The organism is Actinocorallia sp. API 0066 (assembly GCF_020991275.1).
Classification (GTDB): domain Bacteria; phylum Actinomycetota; class Actinomycetes; order Streptosporangiales; family Streptosporangiaceae; genus Actinocorallia.
The window spans coordinates 454,426-479,186 of the sequence record NZ_JAJLQY010000006.1 but is presented as its reverse complement, the minus strand read 5'-3'; the positions used below and the strand labels follow the sequence as shown (position 1 = coordinate 479,186).

15 protein-coding genes are annotated in these 24,761 nt (G+C 69.3%); 13 read left to right on the top strand and 2 right to left on the bottom strand.

The genetic code is table 11. The annotated features are described in order from the left end of the window. Positions 1–82 precede the first annotated feature (82 nt). Positions 83–1,114, bottom strand: a complete 1,032-nt coding sequence (locus tag LO762_RS18410) for an alpha/beta hydrolase family protein (protein WP_230616690.1) — start codon at positions 1,112–1,114, stop codon at positions 83–85. Between the two features lie 885 nt (positions 1,115–1,999). Between LO762_RS18410 and LO762_RS18405 the strand changes: the two genes are divergently transcribed. The 11 genes from LO762_RS18405 (at position 2,000) to LO762_RS18355 (ending at position 19,839) form a co-directional block, all read left to right on the top strand. Continuing rightward, positions 2,000–3,607 (top strand): glycosyltransferase family 2 protein, encoded by a 1,608-nt coding sequence (locus LO762_RS18405; protein WP_230616688.1) that lies wholly within the window; start codon positions 2,000–2,002, stop codon positions 3,605–3,607. Position 3,608: 1 nt separating this feature from the next. Then, positions 3,609–4,733: a glycoside hydrolase family 26 protein gene (locus LO762_RS18400; RefSeq protein ID WP_230616686.1), complete on the top strand. Its 1,125-nt coding sequence runs from the start codon at positions 3,609–3,611 to the stop codon at positions 4,731–4,733. After that, positions 4,730–6,277 carry a glycosyltransferase family 39 protein gene (locus tag LO762_RS18395; RefSeq protein WP_230616684.1) on the top strand — a complete coding sequence of 516 codons (1,548 nt, stop codon included), beginning with the start codon at positions 4,730–4,732 and terminating at the stop codon, positions 6,275–6,277. The genes LO762_RS18400 and LO762_RS18395 overlap by 4 nt, the downstream gene beginning before the upstream one ends. Positions 6,278–6,315: 38 nt before the next feature. Further along, on the top strand, positions 6,316–7,611 hold the full coding sequence (locus tag LO762_RS18390; RefSeq protein WP_230616682.1) for a glycoside hydrolase family 26 protein: 1,296 nt from the start codon (positions 6,316–6,318) through the stop codon (positions 7,609–7,611). 133 nt (positions 7,612–7,744) lie between these two features. Next, positions 7,745–8,743, top strand: a complete 999-nt coding sequence (locus LO762_RS18385; RefSeq protein WP_230616680.1) for a glycoside hydrolase family 26 protein — start codon at positions 7,745–7,747, stop codon at positions 8,741–8,743. Positions 8,744–8,765: 22 nt separating this feature from the next. Further along, complete coding sequence (gene manA, locus LO762_RS18380; protein WP_230616678.1) at positions 8,766–9,896, top strand: mannose-6-phosphate isomerase, class I; 1,131 nt, start codon at positions 8,766–8,768, stop codon at positions 9,894–9,896. A gap of 471 nt (positions 9,897–10,367) precedes the next feature. Next, entirely contained in the window at positions 10,368–10,841 is a 474-nt protein-coding gene (locus LO762_RS18375; RefSeq protein ID WP_230616676.1) for a hypothetical protein, read from the top strand. 26 nt (positions 10,842–10,867) lie between these two features. Then, positions 10,868–13,015: a galactose oxidase early set domain-containing protein gene (locus LO762_RS18370; protein ID WP_230616674.1), complete on the top strand. Its 2,148-nt coding sequence runs from the start codon at positions 10,868–10,870 to the stop codon at positions 13,013–13,015. Between the two features lie 108 nt (positions 13,016–13,123). Further along, positions 13,124–15,280, top strand: coding sequence for a galactose oxidase early set domain-containing protein (locus LO762_RS18365; RefSeq protein ID WP_230616672.1), 2,157 nt, complete (start codon positions 13,124–13,126; stop codon positions 15,278–15,280). Positions 15,281–15,402: 122 nt separating this feature from the next. Further along, a complete protein-coding gene (locus LO762_RS18360; protein WP_230616670.1) occupies positions 15,403–17,544 on the top strand; it encodes a galactose oxidase early set domain-containing protein in 2,142 nt (713 codons plus the stop codon). A gap of 84 nt (positions 17,545–17,628) precedes the next feature. Next, positions 17,629–19,839, top strand: a complete 2,211-nt coding sequence (locus LO762_RS18355) for a galactose oxidase early set domain-containing protein (protein WP_230616668.1) — start codon at positions 17,629–17,631, stop codon at positions 19,837–19,839. Between the two features lie 18 nt (positions 19,840–19,857). Here LO762_RS18355 and LO762_RS18350 read toward each other — a convergent pair whose 3' ends face one another. Continuing rightward, the gene (locus LO762_RS18350) at positions 19,858–20,892 is read right to left on the bottom strand and encodes a hypothetical protein (protein ID WP_230616666.1); all 1,035 of its coding nucleotides are present in this window, start codon (positions 20,890–20,892) and stop codon (positions 19,858–19,860) included. A gap of 261 nt (positions 20,893–21,153) precedes the next feature. On the opposite strand from LO762_RS18350, the gene leuA reads away from it, so the two are divergent. Next, a complete protein-coding gene (gene leuA / locus LO762_RS18345; protein WP_230616664.1) occupies positions 21,154–22,842 on the top strand; it encodes a 2-isopropylmalate synthase in 1,689 nt (562 codons plus the stop codon). 416 nt (positions 22,843–23,258) lie between these two features. Beyond that, the gene (locus LO762_RS18340; protein WP_230616662.1) at positions 23,259–24,692 is read left to right on the top strand and encodes a cellulase family glycosylhydrolase; all 1,434 of its coding nucleotides are present in this window, start codon (positions 23,259–23,261) and stop codon (positions 24,690–24,692) included. The last annotated feature ends 69 nt before the right edge of the window (positions 24,693–24,761 follow it).

The window sequence follows — 24,761 nt, the reverse complement described above, 5'->3', positions numbered from 1 at the left end:
GGGGGGGGGGGGGGGGGGGGGGGGGGGGGGGGGGGGGGGGGGGGGGGGGGGGGGGGGGGGGGCCCCCCCCCCCCCGCCGCGCTCAGTACTTGCGGGCGCCCAGCGCCTTCATCAGGTAGGGCCAGGCGGTGTGGAACTCGCGGTTCCAGTACGCCCAGTTGTGCATCCCGTCCCCGTACAGGTGGGCCCTGCACGGGATGCCGAGCGCCCTGATCCGGGCGACGAACGACTTCACCGTGACGCCGACGAGCCGCTCCCCGACGCCGCCGACCACCTGGAACTGGGCGGCCCCGGCGACGCCCATCTGCTCCAGGACGTCGGCGAAGGAGGCGTCCAGCGGCCCGGCCCTGCCGGTGGTGCCGGTCGAGACGTACAGGCCGACGCCGCGCAGGTTCGGCGCGAGGTAGTACGGGTCGTGGGTGAGCCAGTTGGCCCTGTCCTTGACCGGGTCGCCCCACTTCTGCTCGGGGGAGGCGCCGGTGGGGGAGCCCAGGTCGGCGAGCTGCATCATGGTCGGGATGCCCGGCTTGGTCATGTGCAGGATGCCGCTGAAGGAGGCGACGTACTTGAAGAGCCCCTTGTGCCGGGCCGCGTAGGTGACGGCGCCCTGGCCGCCCGATGAGATTCCCATCACAGCCCGCCGGGTGCCGCCCCGGTAGTTGCGCTGGACCAACTGGACCACGTCGGTGGTGTGGAAGGTCTCCCAGTTGACGACGCCGCCGCCCCTGGGCCGTAGCCAGTCGGTGAATCCGGCGGCCACCCCGCCCTCGGGCATGACCACCAGGACGTCCCAGGCCGCCGCCCAGTCCTTGAGGTCGGTCATGACGTCCCAGCCCTGGTAGTCGCCCTCACCACCCCCGCCGTACACATAAAGTACGGGCCAGGTGCGTCCGGCGTTCTTGCTCCAACCCCGGGGCAGGAACAAGCGGACTTTCGGCTTCATGAAGGGAATCGACGGCGTGTCGATCGTCAGGTCGAGGGTGCGTGCCCTCACTTCCTCTTCGGCGATCACCTGCGCGCCGGTGTCGGAGGGCGCCGCGTGCGCCGCGCCCGGGCGCAGGACGGTGAACATGCTGGAGAGCGCGACACCACCGAGGGCGGCGCGCCTTGTCACGGAATGCACGGTGCTGTCCCCTGGGGTGAGCCGAGTCCGGCTTGTTGGACGCTGTGTCGGTTGACCGCTGAACCTAGCGGAACATCCTGCTAACCCGCCACTCGTATCACTCTGGGTGACGGGAATGGACGCTTCGTCCGCACACGCGTCACGACCGGTGGTTGACACGGGTTGACCTATCCACTTGCATTGCAGAATGCGCTCTGAAAGATCAATGCCCGCCTGTGATTTTCGCGTTTCGCAATGGCGAATGGAGCATTCCGAGCCCGAGCGCCTACGCCCGGCGTCCGGGCGTGCAGGTGCCCTGACCGTATGATTCGCGGACGAGCCGGAAAGTTCGGATGAGTTTCGTGAGCGTCGTCACGTCGCATCGCACGGCGGCTAACGGACAGTAGCGACGGCTCCGTGGATAAGGCCAATGGGCCTCCGTAATCTGTTGAAAGTAACTTCTGGGCAACGCGGGTCCTATAGGGTCTAGACCGTTTCGTGCGGCATGTGCCGCTTTCCGTGTTCGTGGAGAGGCGCTCTGTGACCGACATGTCGACCTCATCGTCGACCTCGCCAGGCGGGCCTGACTTCGAATGGCTCACCGGCGGTGTGCCGCAGGCTGCCCAGCAGCCGGCGCCGCAGGCGCTGCCGCCGCGTCCGCCCCTGCCCCCCCGGCAGGCGCGCCCCGGGCCTCCTCCGGGCCAGTACCCCCAGCAGACCGCCCCCGCCCCCCGGCCCCCGCAGCCCGGGCCGCGTCCGCCGCAGCAGCAGCCGGGCCCCCGCCCGGTCGCCGCCGGCATGCGCGTCGGCCAGGCCCCCCGCCCCCGCACCGCGGGCCCCCGCCCCCAGCGCCGCCCCGTCCCCCCGGGACCGGTCGGCGGCGACACGCTGCGGACCATGGAGGACCTCCCCCCCATGCCGCGCAGGCCCCAGCCCAGGGGCCGGAGGCTGCGTCCGGTACCGCCGATCCCGGACCCCTCCCCGCTGCTCCCGCAGCCGCCGGACGACAAGGAGAAGTACTCCTACGCCGACCGGCACGTGTGGGTGCTCAACGTCTTCTCGTTCATCAGCTTCGTCTGCCTCGCGATCACCGCGATCAAGTTCGTGACGATCAGCCAGCTGTGGCTCGCCGCGCCGTTCCTGTTCTTCACGGTGCTGAACTACCTGCTGTCGCTGCGCCTGGACCTGTTCACCAAGAACTTCGACCTCGACCGCCACCGCGAGATCGTCGACAACTGGAACCCCGAGCGCTACCCGTCGGTCGACATCTTCCTGCCGGTCTGCGGCGAGCCCATCGAGGTGATCCACAACACCTGGACGCACGTCCGCCGGGTCGTCGAGTACTACCCCGGCAAGTGCGTGCCCTACGTCCTCGACGACGGCGCGAGCCCCGAGCTGGCCGCGATGGCCGCCGACTTCGGCTTCCGCTACGGGTCCCGCCCGAACCGCGGCTGGTACAAGAAGGCCGGGAACCTCCAGTTCGGCTTCCACAGCTCCGACGGCGACTTCATGCTCATCCTGGACGCGGACTTCGCGCCCCGGCACGACATCCTCAACGAGGTGCTGCCGGTCATGGACGACGACCCGAAGATCGGCATCGTGCAGACCCCGCAGTTCTTCCGCGTGCTGGACCACCAGACGTGGGTGGAGCGCGGCGCCGGCGCGTCCCAGGAGCTGTTCTACCGGTCGGTCCAGGTGGCCCGGCAGCGCCGCAACGGCTCGATCTGCGTCGGCTCCTGCGCCGTCTACCGGCGGGCCGCGCTGAACGAGAACAACGGCACCACGCTGATCGAGCACTCCGAGGACATCCACACCGGCTACGACCTGCAGGTCCTCGGCTGGAGCACGCAGTACGTCCCGATCGCGCTGTCGGCCGGCGTCTGCCCGGACAACGCGGGCGCCTTCCACAACCAGCAGTACCGCTGGTGCATGGGCTCCTTCTCGCTGCTCGGCGCGAAGAAGTTCTGGAAGGCGCCGCTGCCGTTCTCGACCAAGATGTCGTTCGCGGCGGGCATGCTCTACTACCTGCACACCGCGATCTTCACGTTCGTCGCGCCGATCCTGCCGATCATGATGCTGCTCGGCGCGCCGCACCTGATGAACCTCAAGCACATGATCTGGCTGGTGCCCAGCATCATCTACGCGTCGATCATCTTCCCGGCCTGGCACCGCGCGCCCTTCCGCCTGGAGGCGTGGGCCGTCGGCTTCATGCAGGGCTGGGCGCACGTGTTCGCCCTGTGGGACATGATGCGCGGCCGTGAGATGGGCTGGAAGCCGTCCGGATCCAGCGGCGTGAAGAAGAACAAGATGGGACGCGTCTACAAGTCCTACGTGTTCTTCAGCGGCGGCTGCGCCGCGATCTGGCTCGGCCTCGCCTGCTGGCGGATGGCCACCATGTACCCCCCGGACGTGGCGATGGCCCTGGCCACCGCCCTGTTCTACGGCGTGGTCGTCGGCCGGGTGCTGGTCCAGCCCCGCGAGTACCGCGACGTGGTGGACGACTGACATGACCCTGAGCAGAAGGCTGCGCGCGGCGGCCGTCGTGATGACGGCCGCTCTCGCGCTGACGGCGTGCGGCGATCCCGCCCTGGACCGCGACGCCTACCACTCGGCGCAGAACATCGACGACCTCGCGCCCGTCAAGCCGGTGGACCTCCGCAAGCTGATCTGGCCCGAGAAGGACTACCTGGGTCTGGCGTATGACGGGACGATCGAGTCCGGCCTCCAGCGCCGCGACGAGTTCGGCGAGCTCGTCGGCAGGCCGCACAACCTCCTCAAGTACTTCGAGGAGTTCGGCGGCCTGTTCAAGGTCAAGGAGAACAAGAAGATCTGGGAGTCCGGCGCGCTGCCGTTCGCCGACGTCGAGCCGTACGAGGGCACCCTCAAGGAGTTCGCCGAGGGCAAGTACGACAGGGACATCGAGTCCTACGCCACCGCGGTGAAGAACTCGAACATCCCGATCGCCTACTCGTGGGGCCACGAGATGAACGGCTGGTGGTACCCGTGGGGGTACTGCTCCAAGTCCGGCGAGTTCAAGGGCAACGGCACCAAGAAGGACCCCGAGGACATCGGCGACGCCTGCAAGGGCGAGTCCAAGGAGAACACCCCCGAGGACTTCGTCGCCGCGTGGAAGCACATCCACGACGTCTTCACCCGGCTCGGCGTCGGGAACGTCATCTGGGTCTGGAGCCCGAACACCGCGCAGGGCGACGGCATGCCCGCGCTGAAGGAGTTCTACCCGGGCGACGAGTACGTCGACTGGATCGGCATCTCCGGCTACATGTACGAGACGAAGGGCGAGCGGGACAACCCGGCCATCTTCAAGGACCTCTGGGGCGACATCTACCAGGAGACCCGCACCTTCACCCGGAAGCCCTTCGTGATCGCCGAGACCGGCTCGACCGCGTCCCTGCGCCGCCCGAACGACGTCCGCCGCCTGTTCAACGGAACGCACAAGTACCGGGACATCCTGGGCTTCGTCTGGTTCGAGGTGAAGAAGGTCGAGTTCGGGAACGAGACGGACTTCCGCGTCGCCGCGAACCCCAAGGCGGTGCAGGCGTACCGCAAGTTCCTCAAGTCCAAGCGGGGCCAGATGTTCGGCTTCGACCCTAAGCAGCTGATCGACGAATGACGACTGAGACGCGGCACGAGGTCCGCCCGCGCGGGGACCAGACCGAGCCGAAGAAGTACCGCTCGAACGTGCGGCCGGCGCCGTACCGGATCCCGGCCGCGCCGCCGATCGCGTGGGCGCCGGGCAACAGCAAGCGCCGCGCGTGGCTGAGCCGGTTCGTGCTGTCCGGCCTGCTCGTGATGCAGGCGATCCTCACGCTGCGCCTGCGCAACTCGGTGTACCCGGGCGAGACGTCGATCCTGCCGTCGAACGGGGACTTCCACGGCGGTACCGGCCTGTACCCGGCGCTGTCGGAGAGCCTTCAGGCGGGCCTGGGCGTCCAGGGCATGCGGTTCCTCAGCCTCGTCTTCATGATCTGCGCGACGGGCCTGCTCTACTCCTGGTCCACCCGCCTGTTCAACGAGCGGGTGGGCCTGGCCGCGGCGGGCGCGCACAGCGTCATCGCGCCGACCCTCGTCGCGGGCGCCCTGGCCACCGAGGACGCGCTGGCGATCTTCCTGCTCGCCGGCACGGTCTGGCTGGTCGCGCTGAGCCGCACCGGCCCCGTCTGGCCGCTGTTCGCCGCGGTGCCGGTCGCGGTCCTCGCCGTCGTCGTGAAGTTCGGCTCGGTGTTCTACCTGCCGTTCATCGTGCTGCTGGCGCTGCTGGTGACGGCCCGGCACACCTCGGTCGGCCAGGCGGTCCTGCGCTCGTCCGGCCTGGTCGTGGCGCTGCTCGTCGGCGTCGGCCTGTTCGCCACCGGCGGCTCGGACGGCGCGCCCGCCGCCGTCGGGTTCGGCGACCTGTTCAGCGGCTGGGCGCACTGGCTCGGCGCCTACCTGGCGGTCGGCCTGTTCGGCGCGGGCTTCTACGTCTGGAAGGCGCGGATGGGCGAGGTGCCGGTCGGCGCCGACCCCGAGCCGGGCCGTGGCTGGCGGGTCGCGCTGTCGGCGGCGTTCCTGCTGCCCGTCGTGCTCGCCCCCGTCTTCCTCGCCTTCACCACCTTCGAGGGCTCGCTGTGGCGGCTCCAGTTCGGCTTCGCCGGGCTGTTCGGCGCCACCATGGTCGGCGTCGGCCTGGTCCGGATGATCGGCCGCCACTTCCGCTTCCCGCAGGTCGGCATCATCGCCGCGGTCGGGCTGCTCGCCCTCGGCATGGCCCAGTCGGAGTACGAGTACACGCTCTGGCCCAACTACGACAACATCGCCAAGGTCCTGGACCAGAGCGTCGAGCCCAGCAAGCGCTACCTCGGTTCGGCGCCGGAGACCTTCGGCACCTACATGGAGGAGTTCCGCACCGCGCAGTGGACCGCGACCGACAAAATCGTGACCAAGGACCTGGAGCGCGGCGGACTCGCCGAGCTCAAGGCGGTCCTGCGCAAGCGGACCTACGAAATGATCGTCGTGCAGATCCCGACCGTCAGCCCGACGGACGAGGCGCTGCTCGAACAGCTCAGGGCAGGCACCGGTGACTACCGCGTGCTGACCGGGGTGCCCTTCCGGCTCGGCTGGACCGAGGGCACGCACCAGATCTGGGTGAAGAACCTTCGCCCCGCGGTGCCCTGAGCACGTCCCATCACCAACCCCCTGGAGCACCATCCGTCATGACGTCCATCCGACCACTCCTGGCACTCACGCTTCCCGTGGTGTTCGCGGCCGGTTGCGCCTCGCCCGCAACGGAGACCGCTGCGCCCAAGGACAAGACAGCCATCACCATCGACACCGAGGCCGACGGCCGCGACATCTACGAGGAGGAGACCCCCGAGGTCCCCACCCCGTCGCCGTCGTCGTCGTCCGGTGACCGCGTCCGGCCGAGCGCCGGAGGCACCACCACCGCCGTCGAGCCGCAGGGCTCCACCGACGACGAGGCCGACGAGGGCGCGGCGGGCGGCGACGACGCGGCCCGCAAGCCCGCCAAAAAGAAGAAGAAGGTCTGGAACAACCCCCGGCCGAAGAACTTCAAGCGCTACAACGCGCCGGGCGTCGTCAACGTCAACAAGCACATCTACCCGCGCCGCGACATCTTCGGTGTCTTCACCGACCAGGCGCGCAACCAGATCGCCGACCGCAACGCCCTTGCCAAAAAGGTCGGCATGAAGCCCAACATGATCAAGAGCTTCTACAACTGGGGCAACACCTTCGACCCGCAGTGGGCGCGGCGGATCTGGAACGCGGGCGCCTACCCGCAGTTCGAGCTGGAGGCGCACACCCCGGCCGAGGCCACCGTCGCCACCATCGCGGCGGGCCAGCAGGACGAGTACATCCGGGCCCTGGCGACCGGCATCAAGGCCGCCAACGTGCCCGTCGTCTTCAGCCCGTTCCACGAGATGAACGGCGACTGGTACCCGTGGGGCCACTGCGGTCCGACGTCCAAGCCCGAGTCCAACGCCTGCCAGGTGAAGACCACTCCCGCGCAGTTCCGCGCCGCGTGGAAGCGGATGCACAACATCTTCAAGAGCGTCGGCGCCACGAACGCCATCTGGCTGTGGCAGGTCAACCAGACCGGCGCCCGGCCGCGGGTGGGCCTCAAGCAGTTCTACCCCGGCAACGCCTACGTGGACTGGCTCGGCGTGGTGGGCTACTACTACCACCGCAACAACTGGTACCACACCTGGAACGACCTGTTCGTCCCCACGCTCAACCAGCTCAAGAAGGTCAGCAAGAAGCCGATCTTCATCCCCGAGATGGGCATGGAGCCGGGCAAGTGGCGGCCCGCTGACATCAAGAACTTCCTCACCGCGGTGGGCAAGCGCAAGGACGTCATCGGCTTCCTCTGGTTCAGCTACAACAAGCCGACCGAGATGGACTTCCGGATCGACTCCAGCGCCGCGTCCACCAAGGCGTTCAAGTACTGGATCAAGCAGAACACCTACGGTTTCGACCCCCGCAAGCTCAAGTAGCGGGTTCTCTCGCGGCATCGCGGGGCCTCCGTACCGGCCCCCCGTGTCGTGAACCCATGTCAGCCCTTAGGCTCCTCCGCAGCCCTTAGGCTCTTCGTCGTCCCGCCACAACCAGGATGGCCCTGGAGGCCCCATGAAATTCCGACACCTGATCGCGGCAGCCCTGCCCCTCGCCCTCGTCGTCGGCTGCTCGTCCACGGGCGGCTCGGTGGAACCGCACGCGGCGACGTCGACGCCGGTCACCGCCGACGACTCCGGCCAGGCGGGCGGCGCGGGTGCGGACCGGGCGGCGCCCAAGCGCGAGTACCTGGGCATCTACATGGAGGGCAAGTACATCAACAAGCCCGCCGCCCAGGCCAAGCTGTGGAAGCAGCGGGTCGGCCGTTCCCCGAACATCGTCAAGCAGTTCCAGGCGTGGTACGCGCCCTTCCCGACGGCGTGGGCCAAGCAGGCGGTCAGCGTCGGCGCGATGCCGCAGATCGAGTGGGAGCCGCACGGCGTCGGCCTCATCGAGACGATCGCGGCGGGCGGCACCGACGACTACCTCGTCCAGTACGCCAACGCGGTGAAGGCGTTCAAGAAGCCGGTCTCGATCAGCTTCGCGCACGAGATGAACGGCTTCTGGTACGACTGGGGCACCAAGAACACCAAGCCGAAGACCTTCGTGAAGGCGTGGCGGCACATCGTCGACATCTTCAACAAGCAGGGCGCGAAGAACGTCAAGTGGCTGTGGACGCCGAACGTCATCTACCCGATGCCGAAGGTCGGCCTGAAGCAGTACTACCCGGGCCACAAGTACGTCGACTGGATCGGCGTCATCGGGTACTACCGCAAGAAGCAGAAGTCCTCGACGTTCGCGTACATCTTCGAGCCGACGATCAAGAAGATCAAGACGTTCTCGAAGAAGCCGATCCTGCTCGCCGAGACCGGCGTCCAGACGGGTCCGGGCCGCGACAAGAAGATCGCGGAGCTGATGGCCAAGGTAGCGCAGCGTAAGGACATCATCGGAATCATCTGGTTCAACATGGACAAGAGGAAAACAGAGGGTGCGGACTACCGTCTTGAGGTAAACAAGTCGGCGCTGAAGACGTTCCGCTCCTACACGACCAAGTACCCTTTCGGCCGTCCCTGACGTCCGAAACGGGAACGGAACGATGACCGAGCTGCTCCGCCTGGACAACCCCATCCGCGCCTATGACTGGGGTTCCCGGACCGTCCTGGCCGAGCTGCTCGGCCGGGGCGGGCCGAGCCGTGGCCCGGAGGCGGAGCTGTGGATCGGCGCCCACCCCGGTGACCCGTCGCGGATCGCCGGGGCGGGTTCGCTGCTCGACCACATCGCGCGCGCGCCGGAGCCGATGCTCGGGCCCGGCGCCGACAGGCTCCCGTTCCTGCTGAAGGTGCTGGCCGTGGAGTCGGCGCTGTCCATCCAGGTGCACCCGGACGCCGCGCAGGCGGCCGCCGGGTACCTGCGCGAGGAGCAGGGCGGGCCGCCCGTCGGCGACCCCAAGCGCTGCTACCACGACGACTGGCCGAAACCCGAGCTGCTGTACGCGGTGACGCGGTTCGAGGCGCTGTGCGGGTTCCGGCCGCCCGCCGAGGCCGCGGCGCAGCTACGCGCGCTGGGCGGGGCCCGGCTCGGCAGGGTCGCCGACGTGCTGGACGGCGAGGGCGCCCGCGCCGCCGTCGTGCTGCTCACCGGCTGGCCGCACGACGACAGGGCGGCGCTGGTCGCCGAGGCGGCCCAGGCGGGCGGCTGGGTGGCCGGGCTCGCGGCCGCGCACCCCGGCGATCCGGGTGTCGCCGTCGCGCTGCTGCTCCACCATGTGACGCTGGAGCCGGGCCAGGCACTGTTCGCCAGGCCGCGCACCATCCACGCCTACCTGCACGGGACGGCCGTGGAGATCATGGCGAGCTCGGACAACGTGCTGCGCGGCGGGCTCACCCCCAAGCACGTGGACCTGCCGGAGCTGCTGGCCGTCACCGACTTCGCGCCGTCCGCGCCCGAGCTCGTCCCGGCGGTCCGGCAGCCGAACGGCGAGGACCTGTTCCCGGTGCCGTGCGCGCAGTTCCAGCTGACCCGGCTGCGGCCGGCGGAGGGGGCCCCGGTGCGCGTCGCCGACCCGGGACCCGGCGCGCTGCTGTGCCTGGAGGGCGAGTTGCGGGTCGAGCGGGGCGGCGGGCACGAGCGGCTGGTGCGGGGCGAGGCGCTGTTCGTGCCGCACCGCGGCGGCCCGATGACGGTCTCCGGCGACGGCCTCGCCTTCCGGGCGGGGGTGCCCGGCTGACACCGACTTTTTTCGCTGAATCCATCGACTGTTTCATTCCGGACACGGCACGGGGTTGTGGCCGAGGCTGCTGGTAGCATCCGCTGCATCGAAAAACCGGTCACAAAGTGAACTGATGGACCGGACGGCCGTACGGGGTGACGATCGCCACATGGGTGTGCAGTCGAAAAAAGTGGTCTCGCCCGACAACTAATCGCCTTCCCGGCGCATCCAAGCCGTGGAGGCGATTTCTGTTTCCCGGGCGACCCGGGAGGCGGAAGCGGCAGGGGAGACGACTCGCCCCAGACATGAGAGGAGGTGACCGGCGTTGCGGTTCCCACGAACCACGACATTTCGCACAGACGCCGCGGCACCCCCTCGACTCCGCAGCCGCGCCCCCTCCGGCCAGCCGCCCTCGGGCGGGATCGAGCAGTTCGTCGAGGAGGCGGGCCGCCGGCCCGTCGCCCCTGTGTCTTTGTCGGGTGATTCGTAGTGCGACGCAATAAGATCATTTCCCTCGCCGCCGCCGGAGTGGTGGTGGTGGCCCTCGTTGTCGGCGGTGTCTTCCTGGCGCTGCGCGGCGGCGACGGAGGGGACAAGGAGGAGCCGAAGAAGGCGGCCGCGCCGACCGCGCTCGCCGAGGACGTGCCCACCGAGGTCGTCCCCGGCGAACCGGAGACCGCCTCGCCGGAACCGGTGGCGCCGGAGGTCACGATGACGCCGCCCGACCCCGTGGCCATCGCCAAGGCCAAGGAGACACCGGTCCCCGTCCCCGAGAACGTCGACGGGTGCGACCACGCGTACGGCGCGACCATCTGCGTCCCGTGGGAGTTCCCGAGAGAGGTGAAGACCCAGGCGCAGAAGTGCGAGTACCTGAAGGTGCGGGGCTTCACCCGGCTTGAGGTCCCCGGCCGGGACCGGCACGGGCTCGACCCGGACAAGAACAAGATCGCCTGCGACAACTGACCTGTGGCCCTGGGGGTTTGGCAAAGATGAGGTTCCACCGTAGGACCCGCTCGGTCCTGTTCGCCTCCGCCGTCGGCGCGGCGGCGGTCGTCCCGGGCCTGAGCGGGCAGGCCGTCGCGGCGCCCACGCCGTCGATCCAGAACGCCGGCCTGGAGCGCCTCGCGGAAGGCGTGCCCGAGTGTTGGCAGGAGTACTCGACCGGCCGGAACACGGGTGCGTTCCGGGTGGTCAAGGGCGCCAGCGGCAAGGTGGCCACCGAGGTCGAGATCACCGCGCGGACCAGCGGCTACAAGGCGCTGATCCAGGACGCCAAGTGCGCGATCAAGGTGAGGCCCGGCCGCCAGTACGACCTTGAGGTGCGCTACCGGTCCACCTCCGACTCCCCGGAGATCGTGCTGTTCCGCAAGAACGCGGGCGGCAAGTGGGTGCGCTGGGAGACGCTGCCGCCGCTCTCGGCCGCCAAGGCGTTCCGGTCCGCGACGGTGCGCACGCCCGTCGTCCCCGCCGGCACCAGCGAGATCCGGTGGGGCCTGGCGCTGTCGGAGCCCGGCACGCTCGTCACCGACAACTACCGGGTCGCGGCGGCCTCGGGCGAGCTGCGGTGCAAGGGCCCCGAGTGCAAGCGCGGCAAGTGGGTGGTGCGGTCGTTCGCGGGGAACACCGGGGTGCGGGCCATCCACAGCGTGCTGCTGCACAACGGCAAGGTCCTCATGATCGCCGGGTCCGGCAACGGCGCCGGGCGGTTCGGCCGTGGCGAGTTCGTCACCAAGGTCTACGACCCCAAGACCAACAAGTTCACCAACGTGCCGACCCCCTACGACATGTTCTGCGCGGGCCACGTCCAACTGCCCGACGGCCGCGTCCTGGTGATGAGCGGCACCGAGGAGTACGCCCAGTACGACGAGGTCGGCAACGAGACGGCTGGCTGGATCGGGTCGAAGAAGTCCTACATCTTCAACCCGAGGACCAACCGGTACCAGAAGGTCAACGACATGGTCGACGGGCACTGGTACCCGTCGGCCACCATCCTCGGCAACGGCGACGTCTACTCCGTCGGCGGGTACGCCGCGCAGCGCGCCGAGAACGCCGCGAACCTCGTGTCGCTGGTGGCCGAGCGGTACTCGCTGGCGCAGAAGCGCTGGCTGAACCAGGACGAGGTCGCGCAGCCCGGCATCAACTGGGCGACCTACCCGTCGCTGATCCTCACCGAGGACGGCCGCCTGTTCTACAACGGCTCCAGCGTCTTCAGCCACCCGATCAACGCGGACGGCTCGCTGCGCGGCCCCGGCTTCCTCAACCCGACCACCGGCGCCTGGGGCGCGCTGCCGAACAACGGCAACCTGCGCGCGCCCGCCTCGCGTGACATGTCGGCGGCGCTGCTGCTGCCGCCCGCGCAGGACCAGAAGGTCATGATCATCGGCGGCAAGAACTTCGCCGACGCCAACGCCAAGGCGATCCGCTACACCGACGTCATCAACCTCAAGGCCGCCAACCCGCGCTTTGTGGCGGGCCCGAACCTGCCCTACGGCAGGGTCGCGATCGGCGACCAGGTGACGCCGCAGGGCGGCGGCGCGGGCAAGACCTACGTGTCGGCCGTCATCCTCGCCGACGGCAAGGTCTTCGAGACCGGCGGGTCGCAGTACACCCGCTCCGAGCACGTGCACGAGGCGTCCATCCTGGACCCGACCAAGCAGGCCAAGAACATGAAGTGGACGCCCGTCGCCGCCGACCCGGTGGCGCGCACGTACCACAACACCGCGGTCCTGCTCCCGGACGGCAGGGTGCTCGCCGTCGGCAGCAACCCCGACTACCCGGGCGCCGACGGCGACAGCTTCTTCGACACCCGCATCTCGATCTACAGCCCGCCCTACATGTACAAGGGCGCCCGGCCGAAGATCACCACCGCGCCGAAGGGCTGGAAGCGCGGGGCCAAGCCGGTCGTCAAGACCAACACGAAGATCACCAAGGCGTACCTGATCCGGCCGATGGCCGTCACCCACTCCTCCGACCCGAACCAGCGCCTGGTGAACCTGCCGGTCAAGTCGCTCGGCGGCAACCGGTACCGGCTCACCATGGACAAGCGCGCGAACATCACACCGCCCGGCTGGTACATGCTCGTCGTCCGGACCAAGGGCGGCCAGCCCTCGGTCGCCCGGTGGGTGCACATCAGCTGACACAGACTCTCCCGTGCGCGTGCCGGCGGCCCCCGCCGCCGGCCCGCTCCGCACACAGCGGGAGGCGCCGCGGCGCCTCCCGTGCAACAGAATTCTGGAGTTCCCCTCATGCGGTACCAACGCCCCCGAGCGTCCGCGGTCCTGTTCGCCTCCGCCGTCGGAGCCACCGCGCTGTTCAGCGGCGCGGTGCCCGCGGCCAACGCGGCGCCCACGCCCAAGGTGCAGAACCCCGGCCTGGAGAAGGCGGGCGGCGCGCTGCCCGACTGCTGGGCCAAGTACTCCACCGGCAACAACACGGGCACGTTCCGTTCGGTGAAGGACGGCCAGCGCGGTTCCAAGGCCGTGCGGGTCAGCGTCACCCGCCGCACCGGCGGCTTCAAGGCCCTCCTGCAGAAGCCGGGCTGCGCCGTCAAGGTCGACCCGGGCAAGAAGTACGACCTGCAGCTCGCCTACAAGTCCACCTCGGGCAAGACGGCGCTGACGGTGTTCCGGCAGCAGAAGAACGGCAAGTGGGTGAAGTGGCACACCTTCCCCTACCTGCCCGCCTCGGCCAAGTACCGGCTGTCGGTCGGCCGGACACCGCCCGTCCCGGCCGGGACCAGGGCGATCCGGTTCGGGCAGGGCCTGTACGGCACCGGCACGCTCACCACCGACAACTACCGGATCGCGCCCGCCAAGGGCACCGCCAAGTGCGTCGGCTCCGAGTGCACCAGGGGGCACTGGACCGTCGAGGACTTCGGCAACGGCGGGGTGAAGGCGATCCACAGCGTCCTGCTGCACAACGGCAAGGTGCTGCTCATCGCCGGCTCCGGCAACGACCCCGGCAGCTTCAACGCGGGCACGTTCGTCACCAAGGTCTACGACCCGAAGACGAACAGGTTCACCAACGTGCCGACCCCCTACGACATGTTCTGCGCGGGCCACGTCCAACTGGCCGACGGCAGGGTGCTCGTGCTGAGCGGCACCGAGGAGTACGCCGAGTACGACGCGGTCGGCAACGAGACGGCGGGCTGGAAGGGCTCGAAGCAGTCCTACGTCTTCGACCCGCGGACCAACCGGTACACCAAGGTCAACGACATGGTCGACGGCCACTGGTACCCGTCCGCCACGATCCTGCCGAACGGCGACGTGTACTCCGTCGGCGGCTACGCCTTCGAACGCGCCAACGGCGATACCGGCGGCAACAAGGTGTCCCTGGTCAGCGAGCTGTACTCGGCGAGCCGCAAGCGCTGGCTGCCCGCCGACCAGGTCGCGCAGACCGGGATCAACTGGGCGACCTACCCGTCGCTGCACCTCACCACCAAGGCCGCCGCGCTGTTCTACAGCGGCGTCTCGGTGTTCTCGCACCCGGTGAACGGCGACGGCACGCTCCTCGGCCCCGGCTTCCTCAACCCGACCACCGGCCAGTGGGGCGCGCTGCCGAACAACGGCAACCTGCGCCGTCCCGAGGCGCGCGACCAGGCCGCGTCGGTGCTGCTGCACCCGGCGCAGGCGCAGCGGGTCATGGTGATCGGCGGCAAGAACTTCGCGACGCCCGAGCCGTCGATCCGGCTCACCGACGTGATCAACCTGAACGCGGCGAACCCACGCTTTGTGGCGGGCCCGAACCTGCCGCACGGCGTCATCCACTACGGCAACGGCACCGACGCGCCCGCGCGCCGCCAGACCGGCGCCCAGGGCAAGACGTACGTGTCGGCGGTCCTGCTGCCCGACGGCAAGCTGCTGGAGACCGGCGGCTCGGAGGGCAACCGCTCCGACCACGTGCACGGCACGTCCATCCTCGACCCGGTGCCGTCGGTGTCGAAGATGAAGTGGCGTCCGGTCGCGCCGGACCCGGTGAGCCGCAGCTACCACAGCTCGGCCGTGCTGCTCCCGGACGGGCGCATCCTCGCGGTCGGTAGCAACCCGCTGGACAACTCCTTCGACACGCGGATCTCGATCTTCCACCCGCCCTACCTGTACAAGGGCGGGGACGCCCCGAAGATCACCAAGTACACGAAGGGGCTGACCACCGGGTCCCGTCCGACGGTCACCGTCAGCGGCCCGGCGGTCACCAAGGCGTCGCTGATCCGGCCGATCGCCGTCACCCACTCCTCCGACCCGAACCAGCGCTCGATCAACGTGCCGGTGAAGGCGCTCGGCGGAGGCAAGTACCGGCTCACGATCGACACGCGTAAGAGCGTCGTCCCGCCGGGCTGGTACATGCTCTTCGTCCAGACGAAGTCCGGCAAGCCGTCCACCGCCCAGTGGGTGCACATCAAGTAGGCGCACCCCCGACCGCCCTCGACCAGGCGTGATCCCCGGGCGCGGCGGCGGCTCCCCCCGAGCCGTCGCCGCACCCGCCGGGCCGAGGCTTCCCCGTCCGCCTCGTGACCCCGGAGGCCCCCATGCGGTACGAACGCCCCCGTGCCTCCGCGGTACTCGTCGCCGCCGCGGTCGGTGCGACCGCGCTGCTGTCGGGCGCGGCGCCCGCCGCGCACGCGGCGCCGAAGCCGAAGGTGACGAATCCCGGCCTGGAGCAGGTCTCCGGTGGGCTGCCGACGTGCTGGACGGGCCACACGACGGGTAAGAGCACCGGGACGTTCGCGTCGGTCAAGGGCGGGAACAGGAGCGCGAAGGCGGCGACGGTCGCCGTCTCGGCGTACACGGGCGGGTTCCGGGCGCTGCTCCAGGCGCCGAAGTGCGCGGTCAAGGTGGATCCGGGCAAGAAGTACGACCTTCAGCTCGCGTACAAGTCCACGTCGGGCAAGACGGCGCTGACGGTGTTCCGGCAGAAGAAGAACGGCGCGTGGGTGAAGTGGCACACCTTCCCCTACCTGCCGTCGTCCAAGGGCTTCCGGCTGTCCGTGGGACGGACCCCGCCGGTCCCGGCCGGGACCAAGGCGATCCGGTTCGGCCAGGGCCTGTACGGCACGGGCACGCTCACGACCGACAACTACAAGATCGCCGTCGCCAAGGGCACGGCCAAGTGCGCCGGGTCGGAGTGCACGAAGGGCCACTGGATCGTCGAGGGCTTCGGCGACAAGGGCGTCAAGTCCGTCCACACCGTCCTGCTGCACAACGGCAAGGTCCTGATGATCGCCGGGTCGGGCAACAACATCAACGAGTTCCGCGACCCCAAGACCAAGCTCTACGACCCGAAGACCAACAAGTTCACCAACATCCCGACGCCGTACGACATGTTCTGCGCCGGGCACGTCCAGCTCCCGGACGGCCGCGTCCTGGTGATGGGCGGCACCGAGGAGTACTCCGACTACAACGTGGTGCCGGACACCGGATGGCTCGGGTCCAAGCAGTCGTACCTGTTCAACCCGAAGACCAACCGGTACGAGAAGGCCAACGACATGGCCGACGGGCACTGGTACCCGTCGGCGACGCTGCTGGCCAACGGCGACGTCTACTCCGTCGGGGGCTACGCCGACGAGCGGCAGGACGACGCCGACCAGGGCAACCTCGTCTCGCTCGTCGCCGACCGGTACTCGTGGTCCAAGAAGCGGTGGCTGAAGGAGGGTGAGGTGGCCCAGCCGCGCATCGACTGGGCGACGTACCCGGCGCTGCACCTCACCCCGAAGTCGGCGGAGCTGTTCTACAGCGGCAGCTACGTCTTCGGCCCGCCGCGCCACACCGACGGCCGGTTGCGCGGGCCGGGCTTCCTCGACCCGGACACCGGGGCGTGGGGCGCGCTGCCGGACTTCGGCGGCCTGCGCCTGCCGGAGGCGCGCGACCAGTCGGCGGCGGTGCTGCTTCCACCCGCGCAGGACCAGCGCTACATGGTCATCGGAGGCAAGGACTTCAGCAACGGCGAACCGGCTATCAGGCTCACGGACGTCATCGACCTGAAGGCCGCCAAGCCGCGCTACAAGGCGGGCCCGGACCTTCCGCACGGCGTCATCCACTACGGCGACGGCACCGACGCGCCCGCCCGCAAGCAGACCGGCGCCCAGGGCAAGACGTACGTGTCGGCGGTCCTGCTGCCGGACGGCAAGCTCCTGGAGACGGGCGGCTCGCAGCAGACGCGGTCCGACCACGTGCACGGGACGTCGATCCTCGACCCGGTGCCGTCGGTGTCGAAGATGCGGTGGAAGCCCGTCGCGGCCGACCCGGTGAGCCGGAGCTACCACGCCTCGGCGGTGCTGCTCCCGGACGGGCGGGTGCTGGCCGTCGGGAGCAACCCCTGGGACAATTCGTTCGACACCCGGATCTCCATCTTCCATCCGCCTTATCTCTACAAGGGCGGCGACGCCCCGAAGGTCACCTCGTACGCGAAGGGCCTGACCACGGGCGCGCAGACCACCATCAGGACGAACGCGCCCATCACCCGGGCGTCCCTGATCCGTCCGATGGCGGTGACCCACTCCTCCGACCCGAACCAGCGCTCGGTCAGGGTTCCGGTGCGGTCCCTCGGCGGCGGGAAGTACCGGCTGACCATCGACAAGCGCAAGAACGTCGTGCCTCCGGGCTGGTACATGCTCTTTGTCCAGACCAAGTCCGGGAAGCCGTCGGAGGCCCGCTGGGTGCACATCCGCTGAGCCGGTGCCGGGTCCGGTCCGATCTTGCGGTAGAAACAGTGGGCCTAATCCGACAAATAGGACATATATGACTTTGGAGGTCTGATGCGGTACGAGCGCCCCCGTGCGTCCGCCGTTCTGTTCGCCTCGGTCGTCGGGGCGACGACGGTGCTCGCCGGGGCCGTCCCCGCCGCGTCGGCAGCCCCCTCGCCCAAGGTGCAGAACCCCGGCCTGGAGAAGGTCGGGGGAGGGCTGCCCTCCTGTTGGGCGCGCTACACCACCGGGAACAACACCGGCACCATCGGAACCGTCAAGGGCGGGCAGAAGAGCGCGCGCGGGGCGACCGTCAACATCACGCGGTACCGGGGCGGCTTCAAGGCGCTGCTCCAGTCGACGAACTGCGCGGTGAAGGTCACGCCCGGCAAGAGGTACGACCTCCAGCTCGCCTACCGGTCCACCTCGGGCAAGACCGCCCTCACGGTGTTCCGGCAGAAGAAGAACGGCAAGTGGGTGAAGTGGCACACCTTCCCCTACCTGCCCGCCGCCAAGGGCTTCCGGCTCTCCGTGGGACGAACCCCGCCCGTCCCGGCCGGGACCAGGGCCGTCCGGTTCGGCCAGGCCCTGCACGACACCGGCACGCTCACCACCGACAACTACAAGATCGCGCCCGCCAAGGGCACGGCCAAGTGCGTCGGGTCCGAGTGCACCAAGGGCCACTGGACCGTCGAGGACTTCGGCGACGGCGGCGTGCGCGCCATCCACAGCGTCCTCCTGCACAACGGCAAGGTCCTGCTCATCGCCGGATCCGGCAACGGCGAGGCCCGCTTCCGGCGCGGCGAGTTCGTCACCAAGGTCTACGACCCGAAGACCAACAAGTTCACCAACGTGCCGACGCCGTATGACATGTTCTGCGCCGGGCACGTCCAACTGCCCGACGGGCGGGTCCTCGTCGTCAGCGGCACCGCCGAGTACGCGGGGTACGCGGGCGGCGTCACCGAGGACGGCATCCCCTACACCTACGAGTACCAGGGGTGGCGCGGGTCCCGGAACTCCTACATCTTCGACCCGAAGACCAACCGGTACACCAAGGTCAACGACCTCGTCGACGGCCACTGGTACCCGTCGGCGACCCTGCTCGGCAACGGCGACGTCTACTCCGTCGGCGGCTACAACTACGCGCGCGGCGGCGACGAGGAGAGCGTCGTCTCCCCGTACTCCGAGCGGTTCTCCTGGAAGACCAGGAGGTGGCTCGGCGACGCGGCGGTGCCCGAGACCGGCATCAACTGGGCGACCTACCCCTCGCTCGTCCTCGCCGCCAACGGCAAGCTGTTCTACAACGGCTCCAGCGTCTTCAGCTACCCGCGCTACTACGGCAACGGCAACATCGTCGGCCCCGGCTACCTCGACCCGAACACCGGCGCCTACGCCGAACTCGGCGGCACCCCGGACAACCCGAACGACAACGCCGGACTGCGCTACCCCTACGCCCGCGACCAGTCCGCCGCGCTGCTTCTCCCGCCCGCCCAGGACCAGCGCGTCATGGTCATCGGAGGCAAGAACTTCGCCGACCCCAACGGCACGGGCCTGCGCGCGACCGACGTCATCGACCTGCGCAAGGGCGCCGCCGCGCGCTACGCCAAGGGCCCCAACCTGCCCTACGGCACCGTCGAGATCGGCGGCAACTACACCCCGCAGGGCGGCGGCGCGGGCAAGGTGTACGTGTCGGCCGTCATCCTCGCCGACGGCACCGTGTTCGAGACCGGCGGCTCGCAGCAGAACCGGGCCGAGCACGTGCACGAGGCGTCGATCCTCGACCCGTCCAAGGCGACGGCCGCGATGAAGTGGAAGCCCGTCGCGTCCGACCCGGTTTCCCGGACGTACCACAGCAGCGCCGTCCTCCTCCCGGACGGCAGGGTCCTCGCGGTCGGCAGCAACCCGGACATCCCGGTGCCCGAGGACGGCAACGACAGCTACTTCGACACGCGGATCTCGATCTACCACCCGCCCTACCTGTACAAGAAGGGCGAGGCGCCGAAGGTGACCAAGGTGGTCAAGGGCTGGAAGTACGGAGCGAAACCCGTCATCACCACAAGCGCGGCCATCACCTCGGCGTCACTCGTGCGGCCCATCGCCGTCACGCACTCCTCCGACCCGAACCAGCGGTCGGTGCGGCTGCCGGTGAAGGCGCTGGGCAAGAACCGCTACCGGCTCACCCTCACCGGCAACCGGAACATCGCGCCTCCCGGCTGGTACATGCTCTTTGTCAAGACGAAGTCCGGCAAGCCGTCGCAGGCGACCTGGATCCACATCGGCTGACGCCGGCCGCCCCGCGCGTCAGCCAGGGCTGCGGCGCCACCACCAGGCGGCGGCTGCGGCACCCGCGACGACGGGCAGCACGAGCAGGAACGGCAGTGGGAGGTCCTCCAGCGCGTCCTGGTCGGCCGCGTCGGCCTCCTCCGGGCGCGGGGCCGTCGGCGGCAGCGCGGCGCCCGTGGACGGGCCGGGCTGCGCCGTCGGGGCGGCGTCCTCGGGACGTGCCTCGCCGGACAGCTCCGGCTCCTTCGGCTTCGCCGGCTTCGGGTCGGCGACGCGCAGGGCGAACGCGTCGGTGCGCAGGCCGACCCCGCCACGGGTGATCTCGAACCCGGCCTGGACCTTGCACAGGTAGGCGTCCGCCTTCTGGAAGCCCCGGTCCACCGCGTCCTTCGCGAACGGCTTCAGGTCGAAGTTCGTGATCTTTGTGGTCTGTTCGCGCATGTCGTAGATCAGCCCGGTCTGTCCGGTCGGGCCGGTGAAGCGGTACAGGTCGTACACGTGGTCGCCGATCGTGAGCCCGTCGGCGACCTTCCAGTCCGGCGACGGGTCGATGCCGGGGCTGGCCAGCCAGATCATGATCTCCAGCGCGCCGCCGTTCGCCACGATGTGCGGGTTCGTCGAGGTGCACGCCGCCCTGTCCGGGTGGTACCAGACGTCATAGGACGCGTTGTAGTCGCCCTCGGCGAGGGTGATCTCCCAGGTCGTCCGGACGTCCTTGGGGGAGTCGATCCGCAGCGGCAGCCGCTCGTCCGCCAGCGCCGTGCCGATGTTCGGATAGGCCCCGGGCGGGGCGCCGTTCGTCAGGTTGCCCCAGTCGAGCGAACTGCCGGTGACCGTGAAGCCCGCCTCGCCCTCGAACGTGACACAGATCTCGCCGTGGCTGTTCCACCGGTTCGCCTGGACGGCGTACCCGCCCTCGACGAACCCCGGCTCGCCCGTGTTGCACCTGACCTCGGCGCGCGCCGCCGCGCCCCACGGGCACAGCGCCGCCGCCAGCGCGACGGCCGTCGTCCCGCCCACCGTCCGGGCGGTCGCCGCCCCGGTCCGTCTCACGCCACGCAAACGCTCTTCCTCCCACTGTCCCCCGAAGGTCTCATCGAAGCACAACGCGCGCCGGGCACAGGCAGGTTCCCCGCGAAGATCACGAGCTTGGGCGATTCGTTAACCCCGCGGAAATCTGGTAGCTTGCGAGACGTGCTGTTCGGCCTGATCCTCCTTAGCGGCCGCGACGGGGCCTGAAAGACGGGCTTCCCCGCCGCGGAGCTGAGTGTTGCCCGTCATTGTGAGTACACAAGACGAGGAGCCGGACCCCCGATGAACGACCAGAAGCCCAGCGGCATGCCGTTCCAGCGCTACACGCCCTTCGCGCCGGTGAAGCTGGCCGACCGCACCTGGCCTGACAAGGTGATCACCGAGGCGCCCCGCTGGTGCGCGGTGGACCTGCGCGACGGCAACCAGGCCCTGATCGACCCGATGGACTCCGCCCGCAAGCTGAAGATGTTCCAGCTGCTGGTACGGATGGGCTACAAGGAGATCGAGGTCGGCTTCCCCGCCGCCTCACAGACCGACTTCGACTTCGTCCGCACCATCATCGAGGACGGGCTGATCCCCGACGACGTCGTCATCCAGGTGCTGACCCAGGCCCGGCCCGAGCTGATCCAGCGCACGTTCGAGTCGCTGGAGGGCGCCAGGCAGGCGATCGTCCACCTGTACAACTCGACGTCCACGCTCCAGCGCCGGGTCGTCTTCGGGCAGGACAAGGACGGCATCACCGCCATCGCCGTCGAGGGCGCCAAGCTGTGCAAGAAGCTGGCCGCCGAGACCGACACGAAGATCTTCTTCGAGTACTCGCCCGAGTCCTTCACCGGCACCGAGCTGGAGTACGCCGTCGAGGTCTGCAACGCGGTGAACGACGTGTGGCAGCCGACGCCGGAGTGGAAGGTCATCGTCAACCTGCCCGCGACCGTCGAGATGGCCACGCCGAACGTCTACGCCGACCAGATCGAGTGGATGCACCGGCACCTGGCCTACCGTGACTCCGTCGTGCTGTCGCTGCACCCGCACAACGACCGCGGCACCGCCGTCGCCGCCGCCGAGCTGGGCTACCTGGCCGGGGCCGACCGCATCGAGGGCTGCCTGTTCGGCAACGGCGAGCGCACCGGCAACGTCTGCCTGGTGACGCTGGGCCTGAACCTGTTCACCCAGGGCGTGGACCCGCAGGTCGACTTCTCCGACATCGACGAGGTCCGCCGCACCGTCGAGTACTGCAACCAGCTACCCGTCCACGAGCGCCACCCCTACGGCGGCGACCTCGTGTACACGGCCTTCTCCGGCTCCCACCAGGACGCCATCAAGAAGGGCTTCGAGCACCTGGAACGTGACGCGGCCGCCGCCGGGGTGCCGGTGGACGACTTCACCTGGCAGGTTCCGTACCTGCCTATCGACCCGAAGGACGTCGGCCGTACCTACGAGGCCGTCATCCGGGTCAACAGCCAGTCCGGCAAGGGCGGCGTCGCCTACATCATGAAGACCGAGCACTCGCTGGAGCTGCCGCGCAAGCTGCAGATCGAGTTCTCCCGGGTCGTCCAGGAGCACACCGACGACCAGGGCGGCGAGGTCACCGCCGACACGATGTGGCGGATCTTCGAGCGCGAGTACCTGTCGGGCGGCCCGCGCATCGGCCTGCTGGCGCACCGCACGTCGTCCCGGGTGGACGAGAAGGACCTGCTGAACTGCGACGTCCGCATCGACGGCGAGATCCGCGAGATCGAGGGCATCGGCAACGGCCCGATCAGCGCCTTTGTGGACGCGCTGGCGCCCGTCGGCGTCGACGTCCGCGTCCTGGACTACGCCGAGCACGCGATGAGCTCCGGCGGCGACGCCAAGGCCGCCGCCTACGTCGAATGCCAGGTCGGCGAGCAGACCCTCTGGGGTGTGGGCGTGGACGCCAACATCGTCACCGCCTCCCTGAAGGCCGTCCTGTCGGCCGTCAACCGCGCCTGACCCTTTCCGACCCCGCCACCAGGGCACACCCACCCGCCGGCACCGAGGCCCGGAACCACAGTTCCGTCAGCCCCACCCGCGCCCCAGGCGAGACCCGCCCACGCGCCCAGAAACGGCCCCCGCCAGGTGAACCCCACCTCCGGGGGCCTTTCCATGCGCTCGGTGCGGTGGTGGCGGATGCTTCAGATGGGTTTGCATCCTGGGAATTGCGCATTCTTTGATTAATCAGTTAAGTGACAGCTATCACTGCTGGCCCAGGGGGTTGTGGGGCTTTCGGGGCCGGTCTGGTCGGTCGGTGTGGCGGGGGAAAGTCGAAGTTCACTGTTCCTTAATCTCGGATAAGGCGTTACGATCACACCGGTTGCTTAGCCGGTTAAGTGAGATGTACCACCCTGGTTGAGGAGGAGAGAAGTCGGATGAGACGTATTCTCATGGCGATGCTGGTGGCGTTCGCCGCCGTGTTCGTCGGAGCGGTGCCCGCGCAGGCGGCGGGCGGGTTCACGGTGAGCGGCGGGAAGATCTACGACGCGAACGGGAACCTGTTCGTGCCGCAGGGCGTGAACCACGCCCACGCGTGGTACCCGAGCCAGACGTCGTCGATCGCGGCGATCCGCGAGGCCGGGGCCAACACCGTGCGGGTGGTGCTGAGCGGCGGCCGGTGGGGGACGAACTCCGCCTCGGACGTCGCCAACATCATCGACCTCTGCAAGCGGAACCAACTGGTCTGCATGCTGGAGAACCACGACACCACCGGGTACGGCGAGGACGGCGCCGCGCGGTCGCTGAGCGCCGCCGCGCAGTACTGGGTCGGCATCGCCTCGGTCCTGCGGGGCCAGGAGGCGTACGTGATGATCAACATCGGTAACGAGCCCTTCGGCAACAGCGGCTACCAGAACTGGGCGTCCGACACGGTCGCGGCGATCAACACGCTGAGGTCGGCCGGGCTCTCGCACACGCTGGTCGTCGACGCCCCGAACTGGGGCCAGGACTGGTCCAACACGATGCGCGACAACGCCGGGACGGTCGCCGCCGCCGACGGGAACACCGTGTTCAGCGTGCACATGTACGGCGTCTACAACACGGCGTCGAAGGTGCGGGCCTACCTTGACTCGTTCACCAGCCGGGGCCTGCCCATCCTGGTCGGCGAGTTCGGCGACAACCACTCCGACGGCGACCCCGACGAGGCGACGATCCTCAGCCACACCCGTGGCCAGGGCATCGGTGTGCTCGGCTGGTCCTGGTCCGGCAACGGCAGCGGCGTCGAGTACCTCGACATGGTGAACGGCTTCTCGGCCACCTCGCTCACCCCGTGGGGCCAGCGCTTCATCAACGGCACCGACGGCCTGAAGGCCCGCGCCCCCCAGGTCGCCTCCGTCTACACCAACGGCAACAACGGCAACGACGGCAACGACGGCAACGACGGCGGCACCGCCCCGAACGGCTACCCGTACTGCTCCAGCGCCTCCGCCGACCCGGACGGTGACGGCTGGGGTTGGGAGAACAGCGCGTCCTGCGTCGTGCGCGGCTCGTCCGCCGACACCGGCAGCGGCAACGGCAACAACGGCAACAACGGCGGTAACGACGGCAACTCCACGGCCCCGAACGGCTACCCGTACTGCTCCAGCGCCTCCGCTGACCCCGATGGCGACGGCTGGGGTTGGGAGAACAGCGCGTCCTGCGTCGTGCGCGGCTCGTCCGCCGACACCGGCAGCGGCGGCGGCAACGGCAACTCCACGGCCCCGAACGGCTACCCGTACTGCTCCAGCGCCTCCGCCGACCCCGACGGTGACGGCTGGGGTTGGGAGAACAGCGCGTCCTGCGTCGTGCGCGGCTCCCAGGCCGACGCCTGACCCCTGACCCACCTCGACTCCCACACCCACTTCGGCAAGATCGTCCTCACGCTCTGACCCCCAAGGCCC

Coding starts and splice junctions, on each gene's coding strand:
- leuA (WP_230616664.1), top strand. CDS start 21,154: ATGAACGACCAGAAGCCCAGCGGCATGCCGTTCCAGCGCTACACGCCC.
- LO762_RS18340 (WP_230616662.1), top strand. CDS start 23,259: ATGAGACGTATTCTCATGGCGATGCTGGTGGCGTTCGCCGCCGTGTTC.
- LO762_RS18360 (WP_230616670.1), top strand. CDS start 15,403: ATGCGGTACGAACGCCCCCGTGCCTCCGCGGTACTCGTCGCCGCCGCG.
- LO762_RS18355 (WP_230616668.1), top strand. CDS start 17,629: ATGCGGTACGAGCGCCCCCGTGCGTCCGCCGTTCTGTTCGCCTCGGTC.
- LO762_RS18390 (WP_230616682.1), top strand. CDS start 6,316: ATGACGTCCATCCGACCACTCCTGGCACTCACGCTTCCCGTGGTGTTC.
- LO762_RS18405 (WP_230616688.1), top strand. CDS start 2,000: ATGGAGGACCTCCCCCCCATGCCGCGCAGGCCCCAGCCCAGGGGCCGG.
- LO762_RS18395 (WP_230616684.1), top strand. CDS start 4,730: ATGACGACTGAGACGCGGCACGAGGTCCGCCCGCGCGGGGACCAGACC.
- LO762_RS18385 (WP_230616680.1), top strand. CDS start 7,745: ATGAAATTCCGACACCTGATCGCGGCAGCCCTGCCCCTCGCCCTCGTC.
- LO762_RS18365 (WP_230616672.1), top strand. CDS start 13,124: ATGCGGTACCAACGCCCCCGAGCGTCCGCGGTCCTGTTCGCCTCCGCC.
- LO762_RS18400 (WP_230616686.1), top strand. CDS start 3,609: ATGACCCTGAGCAGAAGGCTGCGCGCGGCGGCCGTCGTGATGACGGCC.
- LO762_RS18370 (WP_230616674.1), top strand. CDS start 10,868: ATGAGGTTCCACCGTAGGACCCGCTCGGTCCTGTTCGCCTCCGCCGTC.
- manA (WP_230616678.1), top strand. CDS start 8,766: ATGACCGAGCTGCTCCGCCTGGACAACCCCATCCGCGCCTATGACTGG.